At 67.1% G+C, this 24876-nt stretch carries 25 protein-coding genes; 11 read left to right on the top strand and 14 right to left on the bottom strand.

Annotation, left to right across the window (positions count from 1 at the left end; translation table 11 throughout):
- Positions 1–43: 43 nt before the first annotated feature.
- Entirely contained in the window at positions 44–244 is a 201-nt protein-coding gene (locus tag RBB46_RS12190) for a cold shock domain-containing protein (RefSeq protein ID WP_306029251.1), read from the bottom strand.
- 387 nt (positions 245–631) lie between these two features.
- Here RBB46_RS12190 and RBB46_RS12185 point away from each other — a divergent pair, with 387 nt between their 5' ends.
- Positions 632–2236 carry a B12-binding domain-containing radical SAM protein gene (locus tag RBB46_RS12185; RefSeq protein ID WP_306029250.1) on the top strand — a complete coding sequence of 535 codons (1605 nt, stop codon included), beginning with the start codon at positions 632–634 and terminating at the stop codon, positions 2234–2236.
- Positions 2237–2252: 16 nt separating this feature from the next.
- On the opposite strand, the gene lepA is transcribed toward RBB46_RS12185, so the two are convergent.
- The 4 genes from lepA to RBB46_RS12165 all read right to left on the bottom strand — a co-directional run bounded on the left by lepA (position 2253) and on the right by RBB46_RS12165 (position 7507).
- Complete coding sequence (gene lepA / locus RBB46_RS12180; RefSeq protein WP_306029249.1) at positions 2253–4058, bottom strand: translation elongation factor 4; 1806 nt, start codon at positions 4056–4058, stop codon at positions 2253–2255.
- A gap of 110 nt (positions 4059–4168) precedes the next feature.
- Positions 4169–5035: a penicillin-insensitive murein endopeptidase gene (gene mepA, locus RBB46_RS12175; RefSeq protein WP_306029271.1), complete on the bottom strand. Its 867-nt coding sequence runs from the start codon at positions 5033–5035 to the stop codon at positions 4169–4171.
- Positions 5036–5538: 503 nt separating this feature from the next.
- The gene (locus RBB46_RS12170) at positions 5539–6570 is read right to left on the bottom strand and encodes a patatin-like phospholipase family protein (RefSeq protein ID WP_306029248.1); all 1032 of its coding nucleotides are present in this window, start codon (positions 6568–6570) and stop codon (positions 5539–5541) included.
- Between the two features lie 112 nt (positions 6571–6682).
- Positions 6683–7507 (bottom strand): carboxylesterase, encoded by an 825-nt coding sequence (locus RBB46_RS12165; protein WP_306029247.1) that lies wholly within the window; start codon positions 7505–7507, stop codon positions 6683–6685.
- A 91-nt stretch (positions 7508–7598) separates the two neighbouring features.
- Here RBB46_RS12165 and RBB46_RS12160 point away from each other — a divergent pair, with 91 nt between their 5' ends.
- Entirely contained in the window at positions 7599–8786 is a 1188-nt protein-coding gene (locus RBB46_RS12160) for a glycosyltransferase family 4 protein (RefSeq protein ID WP_306029270.1), read from the top strand.
- Between the two features lie 9 nt (positions 8787–8795).
- On the opposite strand, the gene RBB46_RS12155 is transcribed toward RBB46_RS12160, so the two are convergent.
- Positions 8796–10784, bottom strand: coding sequence for a methyl-accepting chemotaxis protein (locus RBB46_RS12155; protein ID WP_306029246.1), 1989 nt, complete (start codon positions 10782–10784; stop codon positions 8796–8798).
- A 504-nt stretch (positions 10785–11288) separates the two neighbouring features.
- Between RBB46_RS12155 and infC the strand changes: the two genes are divergently transcribed.
- The 3 genes from infC (at position 11289) to rplT (ending at position 12775) form a co-directional block, all read left to right on the top strand.
- Positions 11289–11831 (top strand): translation initiation factor IF-3, encoded by a 543-nt coding sequence (gene infC / locus RBB46_RS12150; protein ID WP_306029269.1) that lies wholly within the window; start codon positions 11289–11291, stop codon positions 11829–11831.
- A 348-nt stretch (positions 11832–12179) separates the two neighbouring features.
- Positions 12180–12377: a 50S ribosomal protein L35 gene (gene rpmI / locus RBB46_RS12145; protein WP_029058693.1), complete on the top strand. Its 198-nt coding sequence runs from the start codon at positions 12180–12182 to the stop codon at positions 12375–12377.
- 38 nt (positions 12378–12415) lie between these two features.
- Positions 12416–12775, top strand: coding sequence for a 50S ribosomal protein L20 (rplT, locus tag RBB46_RS12140; RefSeq protein WP_306029245.1), 360 nt, complete (start codon positions 12416–12418; stop codon positions 12773–12775).
- Positions 12776–12866: 91 nt separating this feature from the next.
- On the opposite strand, the gene RBB46_RS12135 is transcribed toward rplT, so the two are convergent.
- Positions 12867–13748, bottom strand: coding sequence for an NAD(P)-dependent oxidoreductase (locus tag RBB46_RS12135; RefSeq protein WP_306029244.1), 882 nt, complete (start codon positions 13746–13748; stop codon positions 12867–12869).
- Entirely contained in the window at positions 13745–14335 is a 591-nt protein-coding gene (locus RBB46_RS12130; RefSeq protein ID WP_306029243.1) for a carboxymuconolactone decarboxylase family protein, read from the bottom strand. Before RBB46_RS12130 ends, RBB46_RS12135 begins: the two co-directional genes overlap by 4 nt.
- 116 nt (positions 14336–14451) lie before the next feature.
- On the opposite strand from RBB46_RS12130, the gene RBB46_RS12125 reads away from it, so the two are divergent.
- Both RBB46_RS12125 and RBB46_RS12120 read left to right on the top strand, forming a co-directional pair.
- On the top strand, positions 14452–15354 hold the full coding sequence (locus RBB46_RS12125; RefSeq protein ID WP_306029242.1) for a LysR family transcriptional regulator: 903 nt from the start codon (positions 14452–14454) through the stop codon (positions 15352–15354).
- A gap of 129 nt (positions 15355–15483) precedes the next feature.
- Positions 15484–16542 (top strand): aromatic ring-hydroxylating dioxygenase subunit alpha, encoded by a 1059-nt coding sequence (locus RBB46_RS12120; protein ID WP_306029241.1) that lies wholly within the window; start codon positions 15484–15486, stop codon positions 16540–16542.
- Here the strand turns inward: RBB46_RS12120 and RBB46_RS12115 are convergent.
- Positions 16511–17455, bottom strand: coding sequence for a LysR family transcriptional regulator (locus tag RBB46_RS12115; RefSeq protein WP_306029240.1), 945 nt, complete (start codon positions 17453–17455; stop codon positions 16511–16513). The two genes, RBB46_RS12120 and RBB46_RS12115, sit on opposite strands and share 32 nt — an antisense overlap.
- Positions 17456–17590: 135 nt before the next feature.
- On the opposite strand from RBB46_RS12115, the gene RBB46_RS12110 reads away from it, so the two are divergent.
- Entirely contained in the window at positions 17591–18217 is a 627-nt protein-coding gene (locus RBB46_RS12110; RefSeq protein ID WP_306029239.1) for a class I SAM-dependent methyltransferase, read from the top strand.
- Positions 18218–18325: 108 nt separating this feature from the next.
- Here RBB46_RS12110 and RBB46_RS12105 read toward each other — a convergent pair whose 3' ends face one another.
- The 3 genes from RBB46_RS12105 to RBB46_RS12095 are packed head-to-tail and all read right to left on the bottom strand — an operon-like array spanning position 18326 to position 20747.
- A complete protein-coding gene (locus RBB46_RS12105; RefSeq protein ID WP_306029238.1) occupies positions 18326–19762 on the bottom strand; it encodes a HAMP domain-containing sensor histidine kinase in 1437 nt (478 codons plus the stop codon).
- Positions 19759–20424 (bottom strand): response regulator transcription factor, encoded by a 666-nt coding sequence (locus tag RBB46_RS12100; protein WP_306029237.1) that lies wholly within the window; start codon positions 20422–20424, stop codon positions 19759–19761. Before RBB46_RS12100 ends, RBB46_RS12105 begins: the two co-directional genes overlap by 4 nt.
- The gene (locus RBB46_RS12095) at positions 20424–20747 is read right to left on the bottom strand and encodes a PepSY domain-containing protein (RefSeq protein ID WP_306029236.1); all 324 of its coding nucleotides are present in this window, start codon (positions 20745–20747) and stop codon (positions 20424–20426) included. Before RBB46_RS12095 ends, RBB46_RS12100 begins: the two co-directional genes overlap by 1 nt.
- 136 nt (positions 20748–20883) lie before the next feature.
- Here RBB46_RS12095 and RBB46_RS12090 point away from each other — a divergent pair, with 136 nt between their 5' ends.
- Positions 20884–21177: a PepSY domain-containing protein gene (locus RBB46_RS12090; protein ID WP_306029235.1), complete on the top strand. Its 294-nt coding sequence runs from the start codon at positions 20884–20886 to the stop codon at positions 21175–21177.
- 38 nt (positions 21178–21215) lie between these two features.
- Entirely contained in the window at positions 21216–21773 is a 558-nt protein-coding gene (locus tag RBB46_RS12085) for a cytochrome b/b6 domain-containing protein (RefSeq protein WP_306029268.1), read from the top strand.
- Positions 21774–21788: 15 nt separating this feature from the next.
- On the opposite strand, the gene RBB46_RS12080 is transcribed toward RBB46_RS12085, so the two are convergent.
- Positions 21789–22400, bottom strand: a complete 612-nt coding sequence (locus RBB46_RS12080) for a TetR/AcrR family transcriptional regulator (protein ID WP_306029234.1) — start codon at positions 22398–22400, stop codon at positions 21789–21791.
- Positions 22401–22488: 88 nt separating this feature from the next.
- Here RBB46_RS12080 and RBB46_RS12075 point away from each other — a divergent pair, with 88 nt between their 5' ends.
- A complete protein-coding gene (locus RBB46_RS12075; protein WP_306029233.1) occupies positions 22489–22950 on the top strand; it encodes a cupin domain-containing protein in 462 nt (153 codons plus the stop codon).
- Between the two features lie 15 nt (positions 22951–22965).
- Here the strand turns inward: RBB46_RS12075 and RBB46_RS12070 are convergent, their stop codons facing one another.
- A complete protein-coding gene (locus RBB46_RS12070) occupies positions 22966–24843 on the bottom strand; it encodes an SLC13 family permease (protein ID WP_306029232.1) in 1878 nt (625 codons plus the stop codon).
- Between the last annotated feature and the right edge of the window lie 33 nt (positions 24844–24876).

Below are 24876 nucleotides of genomic sequence, written 5' to 3'. Positions count from 1 at the left end.
TTTGCTCGCGGCCTTTTTCAAGGCCGCCGGGGTTTTACGCGCGTTACAGGACGCGCAGGTTCTCGGCGGCGGAATGGCCGCGCGCATAGTCGAGCTCATAGGCAATCAGCTGGCCTTCGCGCAGGGTCGGGAGACCCGCGCGGCGCAGCGCCGCCATGTCGACATGGACGAAGTCGCCCTCGTCCGGTTCGATCTGGCCGACACCCTGCTTGATGTCGAACCACTTCACATTACCAAAGTCCATTTCAGTCTCTTTCTTATCGTTCTTGTCAGTCTTGTTGCGCACCCGTGCGGGGTGCCGGTCATGCCGCCGTGGCGCGTGTCGCGCCGGGGCAACGTTCATGCTCGCGCGGAACGTGTCGCGCCGCCGCATGACGAATTGCGTCTCGGTTCGTCTCGAAAGCGCCCGGTCCTCATCTTGCAATGTGAGGGTGACAGGCATGCGACACCGCAAGGCGCGCCATATCGTCAGCGAATGATGAACAACTACCGTTAAGAAATGGTGACCGGATTTCATTTTGCAAGTCCGGGGCCGCGAACCGACAGTTCGTCACCCGTAGGTCATGCAAAAACCGTCAAGTTTGATATCCTGCAATCCACGACCCGCCCTCGCCACGACGAAGAGCCCTCGATGAACCCGAACGTCAACGTTCTGCTGCTCTATCCGCGCTTCCAGGCCGGCTCTTTCTGGAACTACCGGGAGACATGCACCCTGGTCGGCGCCAAATATCCGGCGCCCCCGCTCGGACTGATCACCGTTGCCGCGATGCTGCCGGAGAACTGGCAGCCCCGGCTGGTCGACCGCAATACCACCGAGCTGCGGGAGGAAGAGCTTGCCTGGGCCGATGTCGTCTTCACCGGCGGCATGCTGCCGCAGCAGTCGGACACGCTCGCGATCATCGCCATGTGCCAGGCAGCCGGCATTCCCGTCGTCGTCGGCGGTCCCGACGTCACCTCCAGCCCGGACCACTATGCGGCGGCCGATTTCCGGGTGATCGGCGAGGCGGAAGGCATTTTCGGGCAGTTCGTCGCAGCCTTCGAGGGCGGCGAACGGTCCGGCACCTTCGAGGCGGAGAAGTTCAAGGCCGACGTCACCACCACGCCGGTGCCGCGCTTCGACCTGCTCAACTTCTCCGACTATGTCCAGGTCAACGTGCAGTTCTCGCGCGGCTGCCCGTTCACCTGCGAATTCTGCGACATCATCGAGCTCTACGGCCGCAAGCCGCGCACCAAGGGCAGCGCCCAGATCCTGGCGGAACTGCAGGCGCTCTACGATCTCGGCTATCGCGGCCATGTGGACTTCGTCGACGACAACCTGATCGGCAACAAGAAGGCGGTGAAGGCCTTCCTGCCGGACCTGATTGCCTGGCAGGAGGCGCATGGCCGCCCGTTCGAGCTCTCCACCGAGGCCTCGCTCAACCTGGCTGACGATCACGACCTTCTGGAAATGATGCGCCATGCCGGCTTCTTCGTCGTCTTCGTCGGCATCGAGAGCCCCGACCCGGACGTGCTGATCGCCACCCGCAAGAAGCAGAACACCCGGCGCGACATCGCCGCCAGCGTGCACAAGATCTACGAGGCGGGCATCTTCGTCATCGGCGGCTTCATCGTCGGGTTCGACGAGGAGAGCGAGCGGGTTGCCGACGAGATCGCGAACCTCATCGAGGAGGCCGCCATTCCCGTCGCCATGACCGGCCTGCTCTACGCGCTGCCCAACACCCAGCTCACCCGGCGTCTGGCGGCGCAAGGGCGCCTGCATGCCGAATTCGACATGGCCGATCCCGACCACGAGGAAGGCGACCAATGCACGGCGGGGCTCAATTTCGAAACCCTGCGCCCGCGCGGGCAGATCCTGGGCGACTACCGAAAGGTGATCGAGCGGGTCTATGCGCCGCAGGCCTATTTCGACCGGCTGAAGAAAATGGTCTCACTGCTCGACATGAGCGGCCCCAATGGCGACGTTCTCAACGCCCGCCTCTTCAGCGACGTGAAGAAGCTCGGCCGGCTCGTCTGGTCGATCACCCGGCATCATCCGGAACACCGCGGACATCTGTGGCGGATGATCGCCTTCACGCTGCGCCACAATCCGCGCGCGCTCAACCCGATGCTGCACATGGTGGCGCTCTACGTGCACCTTGGCCCGTTCTCGCGCTTCGTGCTGGGGCAGATCGACACGCAGATCGCCGAGATCGCGGCGGGCCGGTGGCAACAGCCGGTGCTGGTCGCCGCCGAATAGGCGGCAACCGCACGCCTCACTCGTCCATCTTCAGGGCCTTGATGAAGGCTTCCTGCGGGATCTCCACCTTGCCGAACTGGCGCATGCGCTTCTTACCTTCCTTCTGCTTTTCCAGAAGCTTGCGCTTGCGCGTCGCGTCGCCGCCATAGCACTTGGCGGTGACGTCCTTCCTCAGCGCGGCAATGGTCTCGCGGGCGATCACCCGCGCGCCGATGGCCGCCTGGATCGGGATCTTGAACATGTGCCGGGGGATCAGGTCCTTCAGCTTCTCGCACATGGCGCGGCCCCGACGCTCGGCCTGCGAGCGGTGGACCAGAACCGACAGCGCGTCGACCGGCTCGGCATTGACCAGGATCGACATGCGCACCAGGTCGCCCTCGCGATAGTCGGTGATCTGGTAGTCGAAGGAGGCGTAGCCCTTGGAGATCGACTTCAGCCGGTCGTAGAAATCGAAGACCACCTCGTTGAGCGGCAGGTCATAGGTGACCATGGCGCGCGAGCCGACATAGTTGAGGTCGACCTGCACGCCGCGCCTCTCCTGGCAGAGCGTCAGGATGGCGCCGAGATACTCGTCCGGCGTCATGATCGTGGCGCGGATCCACGGCTCCTCGATCGTGTCGATCTTGACCGGATCGGGCATGTCGGCCGGGTTGTGCAACTCCTTCAAGGTGCCGTCGGTCAAATGCATCCGGTAGACGACCGAGGGCGCCGTCGCGATCAGGTCGAGATCGAACTCGCGCTCCAGCCGTTCCTGGACGATCTCCAGATGCAGGAGGCCGAGGAAGCCGCAGCGGAAGCCGAAGCCGAGCGCTGCCGAGGTCTCCATCTCGAAGGAGAAGCTGGCATCGTTGAGCCGCAGCTTGCCCATCGCCGCGCGCAGGTCCTCGAAGTCGTTGGCATCGACCGGAAAGAGCCCGCAGAACACCACCGGCTGGGCCGGCTTGAAACCGGGCAGCGCCTTGGCGGTCGGCTTGCGCTCGTCGGTGATCGTGTCGCCGACGCGGGTGTCCGCCACTTCCTTGATGGAGCCGGTGATGACGCCGATCTCGCCGGGGCCGAGATCGTCGGTCATCAGGAATTTCGGGGTCATGACGCCAACGCGGTCGATCTCGTAGGTGGCGTTCGCCCCCATCATCTTGATCTTCTGGCCCTTCTTCATCCGCCCGTCGATGATGCGCACCAGCACCATGACGCCCAGATACGGGTCGTACCAGCTGTCGACCAGCAGCGCCTTCAGCGGCGCGTCCGGGTCGCCCTCGGGCGGCGGCAGGCGCTTGACGATGGCCTCCAGCACGTTCTCCACGCCAAGGCCGGTCTTGGCGGAAATCATCACCGCTTCCGAGGCGTCAAGGCCGATCACGTCCTCGATCTGCTCCTTGACCCGGTCCGGCTCGGCCGCCGGCAGGTCGACCTTGTTGAGCACCGAGACGATCTCGTGGTCGTTGTCGATGGCCTGGTAGACATTGGCGAGCGTCTGCGCCTCGACGCCCTGGCTGGCGTCGACGACCAGCAGCGAGCCCTCGCAGGCGGCGAGCGAACGCGACACCTCGTAGGCGAAGTCGACATGGCCCGGCGTGTCGATCAGGTTCAGCTTGTACTGCTTGCCGTCGGCGGCGTTGTAGATCAGGCGCACGGTCTGCGCCTTGATGGTGATGCCGCGCTCGCGCTCGATGTCCATCGAATCGAGCACCTGCTCCTTCATCTCGCGGCTGGTCAGCGTGCCCGTCATCTGGATCAGACGGTCGGCCAGCGTCGATTTGCCGTGGTCGATATGCGCCACGATGGAGAAATTGCGGATGTCGGAGATTTTCTGCGTGCTCATGCGCGCCCATTTACCATCGCCGCACGCCCCCGCAAAGGGGATTGCGCGGGGGAGACGGGAAAAAGAGACCGGAGTTTCCCTGCACCGCCCTAACGGCGGCGCCTTCCCGTTTACCTTGCCACCAGCACCTGCGTGCAGGCGTCCGGCAGGGCGGCGAGGGTCATGTGCTTCTTCTTCGCCGGCTTGGAAGGTTTGGCCGGCTTTTTCGGCACCCAAGGCTCGTCGGAAAGCCACCATGCCAATTCCTTGCCGCAGCCATCGCCCGGCGGGGGCGGGTTCTGGTCCTTGCAGCCGACGCTTCCCGCCGGACAGGCGATGCGCACATGGAAGTGGTAGTGGTGCCCCCACCAGGGGCGCACTTTCCTCAGCCATGAACGGTCGCCGGTCTCGAAGCGGCAGAGCGCCTGCTTGATGCCGGGATGGGCGAAGATGCGGGCAACGCGCGGGTCCTGAGCCGCGCGGCGGATCAGCCTTGCGCGGGCATCGCTCCATTTCGACGGATCGACGCCCCGGTCGGCGTCCTTCAGGTTGGACGGGCCCTTCAGCATGGAGACCGCCGACATGCTCTCGCGCTCGTCGCGGGTGAGAGTGCGGTCCGGCATCGGCGTCAGCCAGATATCGGCGTCAAGGCCGATCTGGTGGCTGGCATGGCCGGAGGTCATCGGCCCGCCGCGCGGCTGGGCAAGGTCGCCGACGAGCAAGCCGTTCCAGCCGAGCGATGGCGCGTCGGCGGCGAGGCGCTGCAGCATGTCGATCAGTTCCGGATGGCCCCAGTTGCGATTGCGCGACAGGCGCATCACCTGCCAGCTCGGCCCGTCGACGGCGAGCGCGGTGGCACCGGCGACGCAGCCCTTGGCATAGGAGCCGATAGAGCGGGCGGCGAGCGGCGCGGGCGAGCGCATGGCGCCGAAGAGGTCCTTGGCGACGGCCGACGGCGAGACATTCGCCGGAATGGCGGAGGCTGTCTCCCGCGCCACCGGTGCGGCCCCGGCAGCGGTTTCGGCACGCTCGCGCGGGGCCGGCTGCGGCAGCGGGGCGGCAGCGAAACGCGACTGCGCTGCCTCGGCAACGGGCCGTTCGCCGCCGGAGGAAACCAGGTCGCCGATATCGGTGGAGGGAAGGATGCGCGTTGTCGTCACCCGCCGTTCCTCCAGCCGCGACAGGGCATTGGCGGCGATCAGGCTGGCGGGCTTTTCGCGCGGCAGCGGGGCGGATGCGGCCGGGCTCAGCACGGCGGTCACGGCCAGCGCCGCGATGGAGGCGGCGGCGAGCAGGCCAAGCCAGGCATGGCGGGTCCGCAGACAGGCCTCCGACGTTTCGAAGGGCACACTGTTGGCTGCTGTCGCGCGTCTCATGGCCGGCTCCCTCGTGGCCTTGGTCTTCCCGGGCAGGCGGCATCCGCCATGGCCCGTTGAAGCAGTGTCGCGCCGGAGCGTTTACGTTCGGTTAACCATAAACCACGGCGGGGCGGCAAGACGGCTCAGTCGTCGCGCTCGCTCATCTCGGCGGCGATCCGGTCGAGCGTCAGGGTGTTGTCGCGGATGATCCGGTCGGCGACCCCGTTCAGTTCGATGATGTTGCCGGGCCGGGTGTTGTCCAGCGCCTCGGCTCCTTCCGGCAGGTCGCCGTCGAGGCGGATCACCTCGGCGATGCCGGCGGCCGGCAGCAGCCGTTCCGCCTGGTAGGCGGCGGTGGTCGACTGCCCGTGCGCCAGGATCGACAGGAGCGGCGTGCCATTGCCCGGCGACAGCCAGCCGAGCGGTCCCCAGGTCGAGGCCTCGCGAAACGAATAGCCGCGCCGGTTGGCGGCGCCCGTGCCGAGCGAGAGGACGGTGATCTCCTGCGCGCTCCAACCGAGCTTCATCGCCTCCAGATAGGCCGCGAGAACGGGGTTGTTCATCACCACGCCGCCATCGATCAGCACGCGCTCGTCGCCATGGGTCAGGTTTTCAGCGCGCATCGGTTCGAAATAGACGGGGGCCGCCGTCGTCGCCCGCACCGCCTGCCAGAAATAATAGTCGTCCGGCCGACCGCCATCGCTCTGCCGGCCATTGGTCATGAACACGGCCTCGCGCCGCTCGATGTCATAGGCGGTGAGCACGATCCGGGTCAGCGCCGACTGCAGCGACGTCCAGCCGAGCTGGTCCTTGAGGATGCGCTCCAGCGGCCGCTCGTCATAGCGCTCGTCGAACAGCGCCCGGGGATTGGCGACGAAACGCTCGAACAGGCTTTTGCGGCGGAAGACATCGCGGGCGTCGACCTCGAAGAAGCGGCGCAGCTCGGTAATGCCGGCCGCCTGACCGCCAAGATCGTCGGGACCGGGGGCGGCAAGGCCCGCGGCGATCAGCCCTCCGGTGGAGGATCCCGCGATCATGTCGAAATAACGGTGCATCGGCGCGCTCTTGCCCAGCGCCCGGAGGCGCGCCTCCAGCGTCTCGAGGATCCGCACGGGAACAAGCCCCCGGATCCCGCCTCCGTCGATCGCCAGAATGAAGCGCCTGCGCCCTGTCATAAGTACCCTCGCCTGTCCGTAGCCCGCCAATGACGATCATGCCGTGCCAAGCCTTGGCGCGAAATACGACAAACCGATGACCCGCCGGCAAAAACGCACGCCCGGCCGGGCCTCAGCCCATGTGCAGTTCGGCAGCCTCGGCGCGGAGGGCAACGGCATCGAGCAGCCGGTCAAGGTCCTCGGGGCGCGACAGGCGGTGGTCGCCGTCCTTGACAAGGGTCAGCACGACATCGTCCAGCGCCAGGCATTCCGTCAGCCTGAGCGCGTGCTGCCAGGGCACCGCATCGTCGCGCTGGCCTTGCAGGATGGTCACCGGGCAGCCGGTCTCGACGGCGCCGCCGAGCAGCAGGTTTTCGCGGCCGTCCTCGATCAGGGCACGGGTGATGACATAGGGGCTGTCGTCATATTCTGACGGGCGCTCATAGCGGCCTTCGCGCAGGATCGTCTCGCGAATCTCGTCGGTGAACTCGTGCTTCCACATCAGCTCCTCGGTAAAATCGGGAGCCGGGGCGATCAGCACCATGCCGGCAAGCGGCGCCGCGCCGGCGCCTTTGGCCAGCAGCGCACGGGCCAGCAGTAGCGCGATCCAGCCGCCCATGGACGAGCCGACGACGATGGTCGGCTCGCGGCAGAAGGCGGCGTGAACGGCAACCGCCTCCTCCGCCCATAGCGAGATGGTGCCATCCTCGAAGGCGCCGCCGGACAGGCCGTGGCCGGAATAGTCGAGCCGCGTCATCGCATGGCCGGTGGCGCGCGCCCAGGCCGCAAGCTCCTCCGCCTTTGTGCCGGCCATATCGGACTTGAAGCCCGAGAGCCAGAGAATGCCGCAGCGGCCGGGCTCGCCCTCCTCGCGCAGGACCGCGATCCGCCGCGCCTGCGCGCCGCGTCCCACCTCGATGAAGCGTTCGCCGCCGGGTCCCGTCACTGCATCGCTCATGTCGTCGCTCCTTGCCTGGTCGCTGCCCGATGTGGCACAGGATGCAGGCTTTGAGAAGCCCGCCCCGGCTCCCGCAACCTTGCCCGACAGGATGCCTGTGACCCGCCGCACCGTTCTGCAAGTCATTCCCGAACTCGACACCGGCGGCGCCGAACGCACGGCCGTGGACGTCGCCCATGCGCTGGTCTCGGCCGGTCACCGCGCCATTGTCGCAAGCCAGGGCGGACGGCTCGTCGCGGAGCTGGTGGCCGGCGGCGCGGAACATGTCGCAATGCCCTTGAAGCGCAAGGCGCCGCTGGCGCTCTGGCGCAACGCGCAAGCGCTCCGGCAGCTCGTTCGCGCCGAGGGCGTCGACCTCGTCCATGCGCGTTCGCGGGCGCCCGCCTGGTCGGCGCTGCGCGCCGCGCGGGCGCAAGGCGTGCCCTTCGTCACCACCTATCATGGCATCTACAACCAGTCGAACGCGGCCAAGGCCCTCTACAATTCCGTGATGGCGCGCGGCGATGCCGTGATCGCCAATTCCCGTTACACCGCAAGGCTGATCGCCGAACGCCATCCCTTCGCGCAGGGGCACATCACCGTCATCCATCGCGGCTCGGATCTTGGTGCGCTCGATCCGGCCTCGGTTTCGCCCGAGCGCCGGCAGGCTCTGGCGAGCGCATGGGGTCTTGCGGGAGGCGAGCGGGTGATCCTCAACCTTGCCCGCCTGACCCACTGGAAAGGCCAGACGGTGCTGATCGAGGCGCTGGCCCGGCTTGCCGGGGACGACCGCCCGCCCCGGCACGCGCCGGGCTGGACCTGCATCCTTGCCGGCGACGCGCAGGGGCGCGAGGCCTATGTGGCGGAGCTCAAGCACCGGATCGCCGCCGCCGGCCTGACCGGCCATGTGCGGCTCGTGGGCCATTGCACGGATGTCGGCGCGGCGCTGGCGCTTGCCGATGTCGCCGTCGTCGCCTCGGTCGAACCGGAAGCCTTCGGCCGCGCCGCCGTCGAGGCGCAGGCCGCCGGCGTGCCGGTCGTTGCGACAAACCTCGGCGCCGTGCCAGAGACCGTGCTGGCGCCGCCCGATGTCGCGGAAGACGAACGCACGGGCTGGCGCGTGCCGGCCAGCGATGCCGGAGCGCTGGCCGCCGCGATTGCCGAGATGCTGGCCCTAGCGACCGACCGGCGCGAGGCGCTGGCCGGGCGGGCACGGGCCCATGTCACCGCGCATTTCTCCGTCGAGGCGATGTGCGCGGCAACCCTTGCGGTCTACGACCGGCTGCTTGCCGGTCGCTGACACGGCGGCTCAGGCCGCGCGGATATGTGCAAGAAACCGCTCGACCTCTTCACGCATGGCCGCCGACTGGCTCGACAGCCCCTGTGCCGCCTCGGTCACGGTGTCCGCCGCACTCCGGCTCTCCCGCGAGGCCGTGCTGACGCCGGCAATGCTTTGCGAAACCGACCGGCTTCCCTCGGCTGCCTCGACCACGTTGCGGGACACTTCCCGGGTCGTTGCACCCTGCTCTTCCATTGCCGCGGCAATCGCCGCGGTGGTTCCGTTCAGCTCGCTGATGATCTTGCCGATGCCGTCGATGGCGGAGACGGCGGTACGCGTCTCTGTCTGGATCTCTCCGACCAGCCTGGCAATGCCGTCGGTTGCCTTCGAGGTCTCGCTGGCCAGTGCCTTGACCTCGCCGGCAACCACGGCGAACCCCCGGCCCGCCTCCCCGGCCCTGGCCGACTCGATGGTCGCGTTGAGAGCCAGAAGGTTGGTCTGGGCGGCGATGTCGGAGATCATTGAGACGACCTCGCCGATGCGGTCCGCGACCCCGGACAGGGCCGTCATCTGATCCGTGGTCTGGACGATGTTGTCGGACGCCTGCTGTGTCGCGTTGGATGCGCGCAGCACCTGGGCGCTGATCTCCTCGATGGAGGCTGACATTTCCTCGGTCGCCGCCGCAACGGTGTGGACGTTCGACGCCGTTTGCTCGGATGCCGCCGCCACCGAAGCGGAGCGTGCATCGACGTCCTGCGAAGCGGAGGCCATGACCTGGGACGCATGGTCAAGCTGATGCGAAGCCTGCGAAATCGCCTGGACGATGCGGCCAACCGATCCGTCGAACTCCTCGGCCAGCCTTGCCATCATCGCGCGCTTCTCCGCTTCGGAGCGTTCTGCCTGCTCGGCCTGCTCCGCCTCCAACTCCCGGGTGCGAATCGCGTTGGCCCGGAAGACCTCGACGGCCCGCGCCATGGCGCCGATCTCGCGATGGGCCGCGGCGTCGGGAACCGATACGGACGTATCGCCGTCGGCCAGCGCCCGCATTGCCCCGGTGATGCCGAGCACCGGGCGGGTGATGCCTCGGCCGATCAGGTAGGCAAGCGCCAGGGCTGCCAGAAGCATCGCTGAAGCGGCGATGACGAAAACCGTTGCCACCGTTCCCCGCGTCCGGTCCAGGTCGGCCTCGGCGGCCTCCAGCCCGTCGACCGCCTTGCTGACGATCGTCTCTACATGAGGCGTCAGGTCGGCATAGATCCGGCTCAGCGCCTCCACCTCCTCCGCGATCCGCGCCTGATTGGCGGCATACGCCTTGAAGCCGGAGACATAGGCGTCCAACAGACCGGAAATCTCGGCGCGCGCGCCCGTATCCAGTTCCGTCTGCTGCATCAGGCCATCGAACTCTGCGCGGCGGGCATCGACCTCGCCGACATATTTGAGGTCGCCGCGCAGCATCAAGTCCTTCTCATGGCGCCGCATCATCAGCATCCTGACGGTCAGGGCGTCGAGATTGGCGGCCTTGAGGCGCGTTTCAACGGCATGTACCGCCGTGCGCAGCTCTCCCTGGAGACCGCTTTTCTCATCGAATCCCATCGTCCGATAGGCCTCGACGATGCGTCGGAACTGATCCCGGTGTGCTGTGACACCCGCCTGTGCCAGGCCGATCTGCGTGGCAACCGGCCTGGCAGCCGCCAGTTCAGACATGCGCGGAATGATCGAAAGCGCCTGCTTGACGGCGGCCTCGTATCGATCCGCTTCTTCCTGGTTCCGGCGGATCAGGAAATCCTTTTCGCGCCGACGCATCTGCAACGTCTCGTTGGCGAGCTGCCCGGCGAGCGTTTCCAGTCGGCGGTTGTCCTGCATGCGATCGACAGCCGCGTTGTTGCGCGCGTCGCCAAGAAAATGCGTCAGCGACAGCGCGATGACGGCAACAACGGCGATCGCTGCCAGAACACCGACACGCACAGCTACGGGAACGCCGTTCTTTTGACGGGGAAGGGCGAGAGACCAGAGGGACAAGATGCGCTCCTGAGGATATCGACGACCACGAAAAGGCGCAGCTTTTCACGATGGTCAAACCATCCCTCCCACAAGCATCTGTGCCGGAATACTCATAACGGCCGGTTAATCCCCTGTCATAATTTACCAGGGCACACCCCTCCTTATGTTACGGGCACGCAACTCCTGGTCTTGAGCACAGCAACTTCCGACCCTGCCGGCCTGCCTCGACATTCGACCAAGCCGGCCGACCAGTTGCGGCCGCAACCCGGCCGCGCAGCTGCGGCATCATCCACCTGCGCCCGAATCCGGTTGACTTCTCCTGCTTTTCACTGGATTTTCTTGGCAACGGCCTGATCGGTCGCCACATTGGTCCTCGGCGCCCGGCGTCCGGGGCATTTGTTGTTGCGCACCGGGTCAGCCCTCTTTTCCGGCAACCGAAAGGCAGCCGGAACCGGGGAGCAGGCCGTCGAACCGGAAGGTTCACCAAGCAGATTCGTTGAAACATTAGAGGAGTTAGCGACCATTCGCCGTCCATACCGCGCACCGCCGCCGACCAAGGAAGGCCCGCGCACAAACCAAGAGATCCGCGTTCGGGAAGTCCAGCTTATCGACCAGGATGGAGAGAATCTCGGCGTCACCCTTACGGAAGACGCAATGAGAATGGCCGAGGAAGCCGGCCTGGACCTTGTCGAGATTTCCCCGAACTCTTCGCCGCCTGTCTGCAAGATCCTCGATTTTGGCCGGTACAAGTACCAGAGCCAGAAGAAGGCGGCAGAGGCGCGCAAGAAGCAGAAGATCGTCGAGGTCAAGGAAATCAAGATGCGTCCGAACATCGACACCCATGATTATGAGGTGAAGATGCGGAACATGAAGCGTTTCTTCGACGAAGGCGACAAGGTGAAGGTCACCCTGCGGTTCCGTGGACGCGAAATGGCGCACCAGGACCTCGGCATCGCACTGCTCCACAAGGTGCGTGACGAGACGGCGGAATTCGCCAAGGTCGAGTCCCATCCCCGGCTCGAGGGCCGCCAGATGGTGATGGTGCTGGCGCCGATCGCGCGCTAGACGACCCAGCGGACGCTGCCCTGCCTTTGGCGGGGCCCGTGTTGAAGACAGGAACCCGGTCGTGTGGCCGGGTTCTTTTCGTTGTGCCCCCCAGCGCCGTGCGCAGTTGGAGGGGGCCGGTCGCAATCTCGCGCGATTTTTGCGCGCATTTGGGCCTGCCAGGGCCATTCCCGCCCTTGTGTTTTGCAGGGACCGCGCTTATAAGCCCGTGTCCCGAGCCGCCCGGCTTCGCGGGACCGGTCTGTTTTGGCGGACCTCCCGTGACGAACGGGCATGCCGTGGCGGCTCACAACGGCTTCCAACAACAGCCGGCGGCGTTACACCCGCCGGGTCAAGAAAGGATGCGAAATGCCCAAGCTGAAGACCAAGTCTGGAGCGAAAAAGCGCTTCAAGCTTACCGCGACCGGGAAGGTCAAGACCGCCCAGGCGGGCAAGCGTCACGGGATGATCAAGCGTTCGAACAAGTTCATCCGCAACGCGCGCGGCACCACCACGCTGTCCGAGCCCGATGCCCGTATCGTCAAGCAGTTCCTGCCCTACGGCTGAACCTGACGGCGTTCTGACTTTCCAAGGAGTTCAATTCCATGTCGCGTGTCAAAAGGGGCGTAACCGCCCACGCAAAGCACAAGAAGGTCCTCAAGGCCGCCAAGGGCTATTACGGTCGTCGCAAGAACACGATCCGCGTTGCCAAGCAGGCGGTCGAGAAGGCCGGACAGTACGCCTATCGTGACCGCAAGGTCCGCAAGCGCAATTTCCGCTCGCTCTGGATCCAGCGCATCAACGCCGCCGTGCGCGAGCACGGCCTGACCTACGGGCGCTTCATCGACGGCCTCAACAAGGCCGGCATCGAGATCGACCGCAAGGTCCTGTCCGACATCGCGATCCGCGAGCCGGATGCGTTCAAGGTCCTGACCGAGCAGGCCAAGGGCGCGCTGTCGGCATAAGACCGGCATCGACCCGACTGACATCAAGGGCGCGCCCGCCGGGCGCGCCCTTTTTCGTTGCATGGGTCAAGGCGGGAGAGACCTGCACGGCTCAGCCGGCCGGCACAGGATTTCTGTACAGCTTCACGACGCCGGTCAGGTTGTCACCGCCAAAGCCAGCGGCGTTGGCGGTCCCGAACACGGCCCCGCCGGCCGCGACCATCGGCAACCGGGCCCCGACGTCCCTGCCTGCCCGCAAGGCGAGCGCCAGGTCCTTGGCGATGAGATCGACGGGCGCTGCCGGCGCGAACGTACCTGCCAGCATTGCCCGGCCGCCCGAAACGATCGCCGGGCTCGCCACGGCCGTCGCCCCGATGATTTCAAGCGCAGTGGCGGTGTCCGCGCCCGACCTTGCGGCAAGGCCGAGAAGTTCGGCCAGTGTCGCGGTCTGGGCGGCAAGCAGCGCGTTGACCATCAGCTTGACCAGCGCACCGGCACCCGGCCCGCCGGCATGGAAGGCGGATCTGCCGAGGTCGAGAAACACCGCCCCCACCGTCTCCAGTACATCCACCCTGCCGCCCGCCATGAACACAAGCTCGCCCGCCTCCGCCTGCGGCCTCGATCCGGCCACCGGTGCGTCGAGAAAGGCAAGATCCCGCTCCTGCGCCAGGTCATGGAGCCGCAGCACATGCCGCAAGGAGACCGTCGAGCACTCGATGCCGACGCATCCTTTTTCCAGGCCCGCCAGCGCGCCCGTGTCAGGAGCAAGCCAGACCGCTTCCGAGGCCGCATCGTCATAAACCATCGTGATCACAAGCTCGCATCCCGCGGCAGCGGCGCGCGGGGTGGGCGCGGACACGGCCCCGCTCTCCACCAGGGCATCGGCTGGACCGGCCGAGCGGTTCCAGACCGTAACGGAATGCCCCGCCTTGAGGAGCCTTGCGGCCATGCGCGATCCCATCGCCCCGAGGCCGAGAACGGCGACCCGGCTCATGCGCCACCCGCCGGTGCTGCGACAGCGTCGCCAGCACTCCAGGAGAGCGCCGGATCCGCCATGAAATCCTCGTGCGGCGTTGCCGTGATATGGTTGACATAGTTGGAAATTGTCTTCGTCGCGATGATCGCGACAACCTCCAGAACCTGTGCCCGGGTAAAGCCGGCGGCCAGGAAATCCGCAAGCACTGCCGGGCCTGCATCGCCCCGCGTTTCGAGCAACTTTCGGGTGAACACGGCAAGGGCAGCTAGGTGCACGGTGACCGGTCGTCCGCCGGCGCGCAGGGCGTCCAGGTCCGCCGCCTCCATTCCGGCCTGCCGGGCAAGGAACGTGTGGCCCATGGTGCAATAGGCGCAGCCGTGAAAGACGCTCACAGCCAGAAAAGCTGCCTGGCGCTCGACCGGGGCAAGACTGGCGCGTTCCTGCACAAGACCGAACAGAGACTCGTAACCTGCCAGCGCCAGCGGGCTTTCCGCCAGGATGGCGTGAAGGTTGGGCACGAAACCCCAGTGCGCCTGTACCGCCCCGAGCAGGTCGCGGGCGCCCTCCGGCGCGCTGTCGAGTGTGTGAAGGGGAAATGCGTTCATCGATCCGTCCTTTTCACAGGGTGGCCACCATGGCCATCCCGTCGCTGAACGCTACCGATGCCGAAATCCGGGTAAAATGATTGATCCTCCAGGTCATTGATGTGAAAGATGCATGAATGGACACGCAAGACATTGCCCTCTTCGTCGAGATCGCCCGCCATGGCAGCTTTGCCGCCACCGCCCGGGCGCGAGGCACGGACCCGTCCTCGATCTCGCGCTCCGTTGCCGCGCTGGAAGCACAACTCGGCGTGCGGCTGTTCCAGCGCACGACACGCCGGTTGTCGCTGACCGAGGCGGGCGCGGCCTGTCTTGCCCGCGTCGCCCCGCTGATGGACGAACTGGAAGACGCCCTGGCGGCGACGCGCGACACCCGCGCCCGGCCGCGCGGCATCTTGCGGCTTTCGGCGTCGGTCGCGTTCGGGCAGCAGATCGTCGTTCCCCTGCTCGGCGGATTCCGTCGCGCCTTTCCGCTCGTCGGCGTGGAATGCCTCTTCACCGATGCCAATGTCGACCTTGTCGGCGAACGGGTGGATCTTGCGATCCGTCTGGCGCCCGCGGTCGAGGGCGACGTCATCGTCTCCAAGCTGATGGACACGCGCTATCTCGTCGTCGCCTCGCCGGCCTATCTTGCCGGTGCACCCGCCTTGCGCCAGCCTTCCGACCTAGCCTCCCATCGGGTGCTGCGCTTCCCGCTTCGCGACTATCGCAGCCGCTGGCTGTTTCGCGGCGCATCCGGGAACATTGTCGAGCAGCCAGTGGACGGGGACCTCGTACTCGCGCCGGCGGGCGCCATTCGCGACGCGGCCGTCAGCGGACTGGGCCCTGCCCTCCTGCCTGACTGGCTGGTGCGCGAGGACGTTGCCGGCGGGCGACTGGTCCGCTGCCTTGCCGACTGGGCCGTGACCGCCACACGCTTCGACACTGCCGCATGGCTGGTCTATCCGAGCCGCACCCATCTGCCGGCAAAAACCCGGGCGATGATCGGTTTCCTGCGCGAGGCTCACCCCGGCTCCGGGTGAGCCGTCGCGCTCTACAAACCGCAGCCCCGTTCGGGCCGCGACGAGTTGTGCCTTGCAAGCCGGAGGGCGCACGGGCTAAAGGGCACCATCAGCCCGGCGTCGCCTTGGCCGCATCAGGAGATCCGACAGATGAACAAGCTGGAAGCCGACCTGCTGCGGGGGCTCTGGTACGTGGCCTGCCCCGGGTCGGAGGTGAAGCCCGGCAAGATGCTCGGCAAGACGCTGCTCGGCGAGCCGGTGCTGATCGGCCGGGCAGCCAGCGGCAAGGTCTTCGCGCTGCGCGATATCTGCCCGCATCGCGGCATCCCGCTGCGCCATGGCTGGTTCGACGGCGAGACCGTGCAGTGTTGCTATCATGGCTGGAAGTTCGACACCGACGGCACCTGCGTCGACATCCCCTCCACCCATGCGACGCAGACCATCGACTATACGAAGATCTCCTGCGGCGCCTATTCGGCGCGCGAGCAGAACGGCCTGATCTGGATCTATTTCCCGGAAAACGGCGAGCGCCCCGAGGACGGACGCCAGCCCGAGCCTCCGATGATGCCGGACATCGATCCGCAAACCGGCCCGCGGCTGAAGATCATGCTGCCGTTCGTGTGCTCGGTCGACCATGCCGCGCTCGGCCTGATGGACCCCACGCATGCGGCCTTCGTGCACACCTCGTGGTGGTTCAAGAAGAACGCCAAGGTGCTGCGTTCCAAGGAAAAGCACTTCGCTCCTTCGGGGCTCGGATGGGCAATGGTGCGCCACAAGCTGCCGCCACAGAACATCGCCTACCGGGTGCTCGGCGATGACGTGACCACGGAGATCAGCTACGCGCTGCCGGGCCTGCGCATCGAGCACATCAAGGGCAGCAAGCACACGGTGGTCGGGCTGACCACGATCACGCCGATCGATCCCTCGCACACGGAAGTGCGGCAGATGTTCTGGGCCAGCATGGGCTGGGTCGCACCGCTGGCGCCGCTTGCCCGCCACCTGATGAAGGTGTTCCTCGACCAGGATCGCCGCGTCGTCATCCAGCAGCGCGAGGGCCTGGAGCACAACCCGAAGCTGATGCTGATCAACGACGCCGACACGCAGGGGCGCTGGTGGATGCAGCTCAAGGACGAGTGGCAGCGCTCGGGCGAGGAGAAGCGACCCTTCGTCAATCCGGTCAAGGAACGCGTGCTGCGCTGGATGAGCTAGGCTCGGGACCCGTCCCGTCATCACCCTCGCCCGCCAGCATTTCGGCGAGAAGGTCGAAGACGACCCGGATCCTGCGACTCTTGCGCAATTCCCGGTGGGTGACGAGCCAGACCGGGACCACGAATGGCGGAAACCCGGGAAGCAGACACTCGACATCGGGCGCCAGCGCGGCGATTTCCTCGACCATCGCCCCGACGCCGAGCCCCTGGCGCACGTATTCCCAGCCAACCACGCCATTCTGCGTGACAATGCGGAAATTGTCGGGGGTGAGAGCCAGGCCCTGCGCGTTGAGCGCGTTCATCAACCGGTCGGAACGCTCGAACCCGACAAAGGGCCAGGACGACAATTGCGCTGCCTCGCAAGGACGACCCAGGCGTTCGACGAGGGAGCGCGCGGCGTAAAGGCGGGCGCGCATGTCGGCGACCCGGCGCAGGATCAGTTCCGGCTCTTCCGGGCGGACGTGACGGATGGCGATATCGGCCTCCCGCCGTCGCAGGTCGCGCAGGCCGTTCGACGCAACCACCTCGACGGTGATGCCGGGCGCCGCCTGCCGCAACCGCTCGAGCATCGAGGGAAGCAGATAGGCGGCGAAGGCATCGCTCGCGGTGACCGAGACCTCCCCGGCGACCGCCTCGACACGGCCGGATGCGACCAGCGAGACACGGCCTGCCGCCTCCCCCATTTCCCTTGCATGCTCAAGCAGTTCAAGTCCCGATCGGGTGAGCGACAGGGACCGCCCGAGCCGCTCGAACAGGACAACACCCAACCGTTCCTCAAGGGCGGCGACCTGCCGGCCAAGGGTCGGCTGCGTCAGCCCGAGCGCCCGGGCGGCGGCGGAAAGGGACCCTTCCTCCGCCGTGACGAGAAAGGCCCGGACCTGGTTCCAGTCGAAGGTGACGCTGCGCCAATTCATGCAAATCTGTATATCGAGGCTGCATTTTTCTGCAATTTCTTTTGACCCGTCGACGCGCTAAGCGAGAGGCATCGCCGTTGCGGCCAATCCCGGATCCACCGGGACGCGATCACCGGCGAAGCGCAAGGACAGGCAATGACGAGTTCGGCACGTTTCTGGGACAAGGTCGCGCGTCGATACGCGGCAAGGCCGGTTGGCGATCCGGACGCCTATCACGCCACGCTCGAACGGGCGAAAGCCCACCTTCAGGCAGGGCAAAAGGTGCTGGAAGTGGGCTGCGGCACCGGAACCACGGCCCTGATCCTGGCACCCGCCACCGGCCACCTGACGGCGACCGATGGCTCGGGGGAGATGATTGCAATCGCAAGGGAAAAGCTCTCTGCGGGCGATCCTGGAAACGTCGTCTTCGAGCAGGCGGAGCTGACGCAGGCCGACCTCCCGGCCGGGTCGTTCGACGCAGTGCTTGCCTTCAACCTGCTGCATCTCGTCGAGGACCTGCCGGCGGCGCTGCAGGTGCTTCGCGGGCGGCTCGTTCCCGGGGGATTGCTGATTACCAAGACTGTCTGTCTCGGCGGCTGGCGGGCGCTGCTGCTGTGGCCGCTGATCGCCGCGATGCGCCTTTTCGGCAAGGCGCCGCATGTCACGTTCCTGAGACCTGCGGAGCTGGACAGGATGGTCGCGGAGACCGGCTTCGAGATCATCGAAACCGGCTTCTATCCGGTGCGCTCGGCCTCGCGTTTCATCGTCGCACGCAGGGCTTGAGGGCGGCGGAGAACGTTTCCAGCGCGTGCAATTGCGACAATCCCGAACAAGTTTCGACAATTTTCTGCGTCAGATTGATCAAAACTTGTATGGCAATTGCACGAGTTTTCATCCGGCACCGGCACACGGCAGGTGCAGCCGCACCTCGAGGCCGGATGCCTCCCCCTCGTCACTGTTGCCGATCGACAGCCGCCCGCCCCAGGCCTCGGCGATGTCGGTGACGATGGCAAGGCCGAGACCGGCGCCGCTGCCTGTCCCCGGGCCGGGGCGCCCGCTTTCCGCACGTGTCCCCGCCGCGCCGCTTCCGACAAGATCCAGCCGGCCGCCACGCGCGACAAGCTCCGCGATCCGCTCCCGCGCCATGCCGGGACCGTCGTCGCGCAGGACCAGCGCCGCCATGCCGGCGCCCGGTTCCGCCTCCAGCGTGAAAGCGACCCGCGAGCGCGCATGGCGGGCTGCGTTCTCGGCGAGATTGCCGAGCGCCTCGGCAAGATCGTCCGGGTCGATGCGCAGGCTGGCAAGCGGGGGAATGTCAATCCGCCAGTCGAGACGACTGCCCGCCGGCGTGCGGGCAACGACAGCGACGACGCTGCGGGCGACATCGGCGGGGCGCGCACCGACAGAAAGGTCGGCAGCCGCCCGGCCGGAGGCGATGCGGGCGCGCACAAGCTCGCGCTCGACATGGCGCCGCATGGCGGTGGCGACGGTCTCGATCTCGCCGGCGATCTCGCTCTCGCCGTGCGTCCGCAACCGCTCGACATCGCCGGCCAGGACCTGAAGCGGCGTGCGCAACCCGTGGGCAAGGTCGCCGGCCCGCGCCCGGGCGCTCGCCACCTGTGCCTCGCGTGCCGCGATCAGCCCGTCGAACTCGCCGGCCAGCGGCCGGATCTCGTCCGGGAAGGCATCTCCGAGGCGGCGGCGGTCACCCGAGCGGATCGCCGCAAGCCCGTCGCGCACCGCCTTCAACGGGCTCAGGCCGACGCTCACCTGGGCGAAGGCGGCGGCAAGCAGGAACAGCGCCAGAACCGCCAGATAGGGCACGAGGTCGAAGGCGAAGGCCCGAACGGCCGCGTCGATCTCGGCCCGGTCGAGTGCCACCGCCACCCGGGCCGTGCCGCCGCCGAGCCGCTCCGGCAGGGAGATGCGGCGCTCCAGCGCGAGAAGACGGGCCCCGTCCGGCGCCTCTGCCGCATGCCTGTGCAACTCGCCGTCGGCGGGATCATCGGGGGGAAGGGCGAGATCGCCATCCCACAGCGAACGGGAGCGCAGCACGAGACCTTCCTGCTCCACCCGCCAGTAGAGACCGGACAGCGGCAGGGCGAAACGCGGGTCGCCCGGCGGGCGGGCAACGTCAAGCGCGCCGCCACCTGGCCGATCGAGCCCGGCGATCAGCTGATCGAGATGGACGGAAAGTTCCTGATCGATGCGCCGCTCCACATGACGCTCGAACAGCAGCACGAGACCGGCGGCTGAGAGCGCCAGCGCCAGCAGGATCGAGACGGCGCCGGCCAGCAGCAGGCGCAGGCGCAGCGAGCCGTGCCTCACGGCGCCGCATCCTCGACAAGATAGCCGAAGCCGCGACGGGTCTCGACGGCACCGGGGCCGAGCTTCTTGCGCAGCCTGGCGATCACGGCTTCCAGCGCGTTGGGGTCGCGGGCATCGTCGTCGCCGTAAAGATGCTCGAGCAGTTCCGTCGCCGGCACGACGCGGCCCTTGTGGTGCATCAGATAGGCGACAAGCCGATATTCCAGCGGCGACAGCGACAGCGGCGCACCGTCGCGAGAGACGCGCATCTGGCGGGTGTCGAGCAGCAGGGGGCCGGCCGCGATCGCCGCGCTGGCAACCCCGACGGAACGGCGGATGAGGGCACGGCAACGGGCGAGCAGTTCCTCCATGCGGAACGGCTTGGGAAGATAGTCGTCGGCGCCCGCATCGATGCCCTCGACACGCTCGGACCAGGAGCCCCGCGCGGTGAGGATCAGCACCGGCATGGCGCGACCGCCGGCACGCCAGCGTTTCAGCACCGACAGCCCGTCCAGCACGGGCAGGCCGAGATCGAGCACCACGAGGTCGAAATCCTGGGTGTCGCCGGAGAACCAGGCCTCCTCGCCGTCCCGCGCAACCTCGACCAGATAGCCGGCCCCCTCGAGCGTTGCCGTCACGTCGCGGCGGATGCGCGCGTCGTCCTCCACGACCAGCACGCGCATCAGTCGTCCTCGATCTCGACGACGCGGCCGCTGGCGGCGTCAACCATCACCTCCAACAAGCGGCCGGAGGTCGTCACCATCTTGAACTCGTAGAAGTAGCGCCCGTCCTCGCGTTCCAGCTCGACCTCCAGAACGCGGCCGCCGATCCGACTCTCGATGCCCGGAAGGATCTCCGCGAGCGGCAGCGCCCGCCCCTCGCGCACGGCACGCATGGCCTTCTCATGATCGCTGCCGGCGAAAGCGGAGGCGCCGGCAAGGGATGCGCCCAGCAGAAGGGCGAGCAACAGGGCGACGGGCCGGCGGCGGGCGGGAGCTTGTGTCATCACAGGAGATCTATAGCGCGCCGAAACTGACAATTCACTGACTTCGCGCAAAGGCCTGACGTCAGGGTCGATGGCGCATTGTCATTTCCGTCACCGGTGGCACGGGCCGCACGGCAGACCAAAAGGAGACAGACACATGCGCAAGCCCACCCTTCTTTCCGTTCTCGTCCTGATCCTCGCCGGCACGGCCGGTGCCGCTCTCGCCGGCAATGACGGCCGCCAGCGCTTCAACATCGACGCGCCGCGCGACCAGTGGATGAGCGTCGCCCAGATCGCCGAGAAATACGAGGCGCAGGGCTTCAAGGTTCGTCAGGTCGAGCTCGACGACGGCGTCTACGAAATCTACGCCGTCAATGCCCAGGGCCTGCGTCTCGAGGCCTATGTTCACCCGGTCACCGGCGAGATCCTCGCCCACGACAACGACGACTGATGACCTCGCATGAGGGCACGGCCCTGCCGGGCGGCGAGATGTCGCCCGGCGGCCAGACAAGCGAGCCCGGCCCCGCCACCGTCCGGGTCTGGGATCCGCTCGTCCGCCTCTTCCACTGGTCGCTGGTCGCCGGCTTCACCACCGCCTATGTCACGGCGGACGAGATCCAGCGCATCCACGAGCTTGCCGGTTACACGATCGCCGGCCTCCTCGTCCTCCGCATCCTCTGGGGCTTCGTCGGCACGCCGCATGCCCGCTTTTCCGACTTCGTCCGCCCGCCCGGCGAGGTGGCCTCGTTTCTTCTCGACAGCCTCCGCCTGAAGGCCCGACGCTTCATCGGCCACAATCCGGCGGGCGGCGCCATGGTGCTGGCCCTGATCGCGACGCTCGCCGGCGCCTGCGTCACGGGCTACATGATGACGACCGACGCCTTCTGGGGCATCGGCTGGGTCGAGGACCTGCACGAGGTGCTCGCCAACGGCACCCTGGCGCTCGTTTTCCTGCATCTTGCAGGCGTCCTGCTGGCGAGCTTCGAGCACAGGGAAAACCTCGTCCGCGCGATGGTCACCGGCCGCAAACGCGCCGGCGGGACCTGATCTCCGGGGCGGCGGTCAACGCGCCGCCCGGTTTTCGACACCCATGAACCTGTCCAGCACCGCTCCGGCGAGTTCCGCCACCGTCTCGCGCGCCTCCTGCGGACCCGCGCGGGCAATGTCGGAGAGCGCGATCAGCGCCTCGGCGCCGGTTGCCACCGAAAGCGCGCCAATCATCCTGTCGAACCGTTGCGCCGGCATCAGCGGGCGCACGTCCTCGAGCGCCCGTTGCAGCATCGCCACCCGCCGCGCCCCGCGCCGGACCCGGTCACCGCCACCCTCGGCGAGCCAGCAATCGAGATTGCGCGCCAGGAACTGGCGGAAGGCGGCTTCATGCGCCACCGCAAGGTCGAAGAAGTAGAGCGAGACGGCCATCGCCCGCTCGCGCGGACCCTCGGCGCCGGCAACGACCTCCTCATAGGAGCGCACCTCGACGGCAAGCCCCGCCTCGGCCACCAGCACCGCCGGATCGGAGAAGTAACGATAGGCCGTCGCCTTGGAGATGCCGGCTTCGGCCGCCGCAGCGGTGACATTGACCGGTTCGCCACGCTCGATAAGCACGCGCGCGCCGGCCAGGATCGCCTCGCGGGTGCGGTTCTTCTGCAGGACACGTTCACGGGTCGGCGGCATGCGCAGATTTCCTTATAAGACTATTGTCTCATCAAGAGACTCGTGTATCATATAATCGTCACCCAGTTCCCACAAGCGGAGAAAAGCCGTGACCGACCGTCGCGCAAGAACCTACGAAACCCTCGGTATCTTGATGAAGTTCCACGCCTTTCCCGGCGATACGCAGGACAAGTTCTGTCTGGTGGAGGCAGTCGTGCCGCCGGGCCTCGGCGCGCCGCCCAACCATCATGCCGGCGAGACGGAAGCCTTCTACATGCTGGAGGGCGAGATCGAGTTCATGGTCGACGGCCAGACACGGCTGGCGCGGCGCGGCGACCATGTCGCCATTCCCGACGGGGCCGTGCATGCCTTCACCGCCAGGGGAGACGCACCGGCCCGGGTGCTGATCCTCAACGCGCCGGGGCACATGCACGAGCGCTTCTTCACCGAACTCGGGCAACCTGTCGCGGAAGGCACCTCGGTGCCGGCACCGATGGACGGTCCGCCGGACGTTGCCCGGGTGATGCGGGTTGCCGGCGAAACCGGCATGACCATCCTGCCGCCAGCCTGAACCGGCACGCGTTGATCAGAGCGGCCAGACGAGCAACAGCAGCGGCAGAGCCACCACGGTGACGACCACCTCCAGCGGCAGGCCGAGGCGCCAGTAGTCGCCGAAGCCGAAGCCGCCGGGACCAAGGATGAGCGTGTTGTTCTGGTGGCCGATCGGGGTCAGGAAGGCACAGGAGGCACCGATCGCCACCGCCATCAGGAAGGCGTCGGCGCCGACCCCGAGCGCGGCGGCGATGCCGATGGCGATGGGGCACATCACCGCCGCCGTCGCCGCATTGTTCATCACGTCCGACAGGAACATGGTGACCAGCATGACCATCGCCAGCGCGACGACGGGATGACCCTGGGCCACCGTGCCGACAAGGAAGGAGGCGAGGAGCTCGGCCGTGCCGGTCGCCTCCATCGCTCCGGCGACCGGAATGAGCGCTGCAAGCAGCACGACGACCGGCCAGTCGATCGCCGTGTAGACGGAGCGCAGCGGCACCGTCTTCAGCACCATCGAGGCCAGCACGCCGGCGGAGAACGAGACGGCGGCCGGCAGCAGGCCGAGCGCCGCGACAAGGATCGACAGGCCGAGAATCACCGCCGAAATGAAAGCCCTGCGCTTGTTCGGAATGCGCAGCTCGCGTTCGGCCAGCGGAACGCAGCCCATGTCGGAGGCGAAATCGGAAAGCGCGTCCGTGGGCCCCTGCATCAGGAGCAGGTCGCCGGACTGCAGCGTCATCGTCCTCAGCCGCGCGGTCGAACGCCGGCCGTTGCGCGACACGCCGAGCAGATTGAGCCCGTAGCGGGTCCTGAGCGACAGGTCCCGGGCCGAGCGCCCGACGATCAGCGCGCCGGGGCGCACGACGAGCTCGCGCAGCACGATCTCCTCGCTCTCGCTGTTCTGGCGGGCTTCCGGGCGGTTGTCCTTGCTCTCGCCGTCCGCGCCTTCGGCAGCGCTGTCCGTGTCCGCCTCCGCGACCTCGCTCTCGCCCTCCGCCCCGGCCGCCTTCGGCTCCGGCCTGACCTGCTCCTCCAGCTTGAGATCAAGCTTCGACAGCGCGTCGGCGATGCCGTCCATGTCCGCTTCCAGCACGAGGATGTCGCCCGAACGAATGCGGCGCGCGCCATGAGGGGCGCTGACTCGCACCTCGTTGCGCACCAGGCCGACGACCTGGGCGACATCCGGATCGAGCTTCATCTCGATCTCGTGCAAGGTCATGCCGACGGCCTTGCCGCCCTCCTTGACGCGCGCTTCGGTAAAATAGGCGCCGGTCTCGAAATCCTCGCCCGCCGCCGCCCGGGTCACCGGAACCAGGCGCCAGCCCGCGAAGACGACGAAGACGAGCCCGGCCAGCGCCACGCCAAGGCCGACGGGGGCGAAGTCGAACATGGCGAAGCCTTCGGCACCGGTCTGGGCGCGAAACCCGGAGACGATGAGGTTGGGCGGTGTGCCGATCAGCGTTGTCATGCCGCCCAAAATGGTGCCGAAGGCGAGCGGCATGAGCACCCGGCCGGGCGTCATCTCCAGTCTGCGGGAAAGCTGCAGGGCAACGGGCATCAGGAGCGCCATCGCCCCGACATTGTTCATGAAACCGGACAGGGCCGCGCCAAGCCCGGTGAGTGCCGCCAGCGACACGGTACGCCCGGCATTGGCGGGCAGAACCGTGCGGGCCAGCACGTCGACGGCGCCGGAGGACTGCAGCCCGCGGCTGAGCACGAGCACGCAGGCGACGGTGATCACCGCCGGATGGCCGAAGCCGGCAAACGCCTCCTCGCCCGGCACCAGGCCGGCGACGACGCAGGCAATCAGCGCGGCCAGCGCGACCACGTCATGGCGCAGGCGGCCGGACAGGAACAGGCCCATCGTCGCGGCGAGAATGGCAAGGATCGCGATCTGGTCGCCGCTCATGGAGAACTCCCGGTTACGTCATCACCTGTCTAC

Origin of the sequence: Stappia sp. MMSF_3263 (assembly GCF_030733745.1) — a bacterium.
GTDB lineage: Bacteria > Pseudomonadota > Alphaproteobacteria > Rhizobiales > Stappiaceae > Stappia.
Note: the sequence above shows the minus strand (reverse complement) of the source record. Positions and strands in the feature narration are given on the sequence as shown.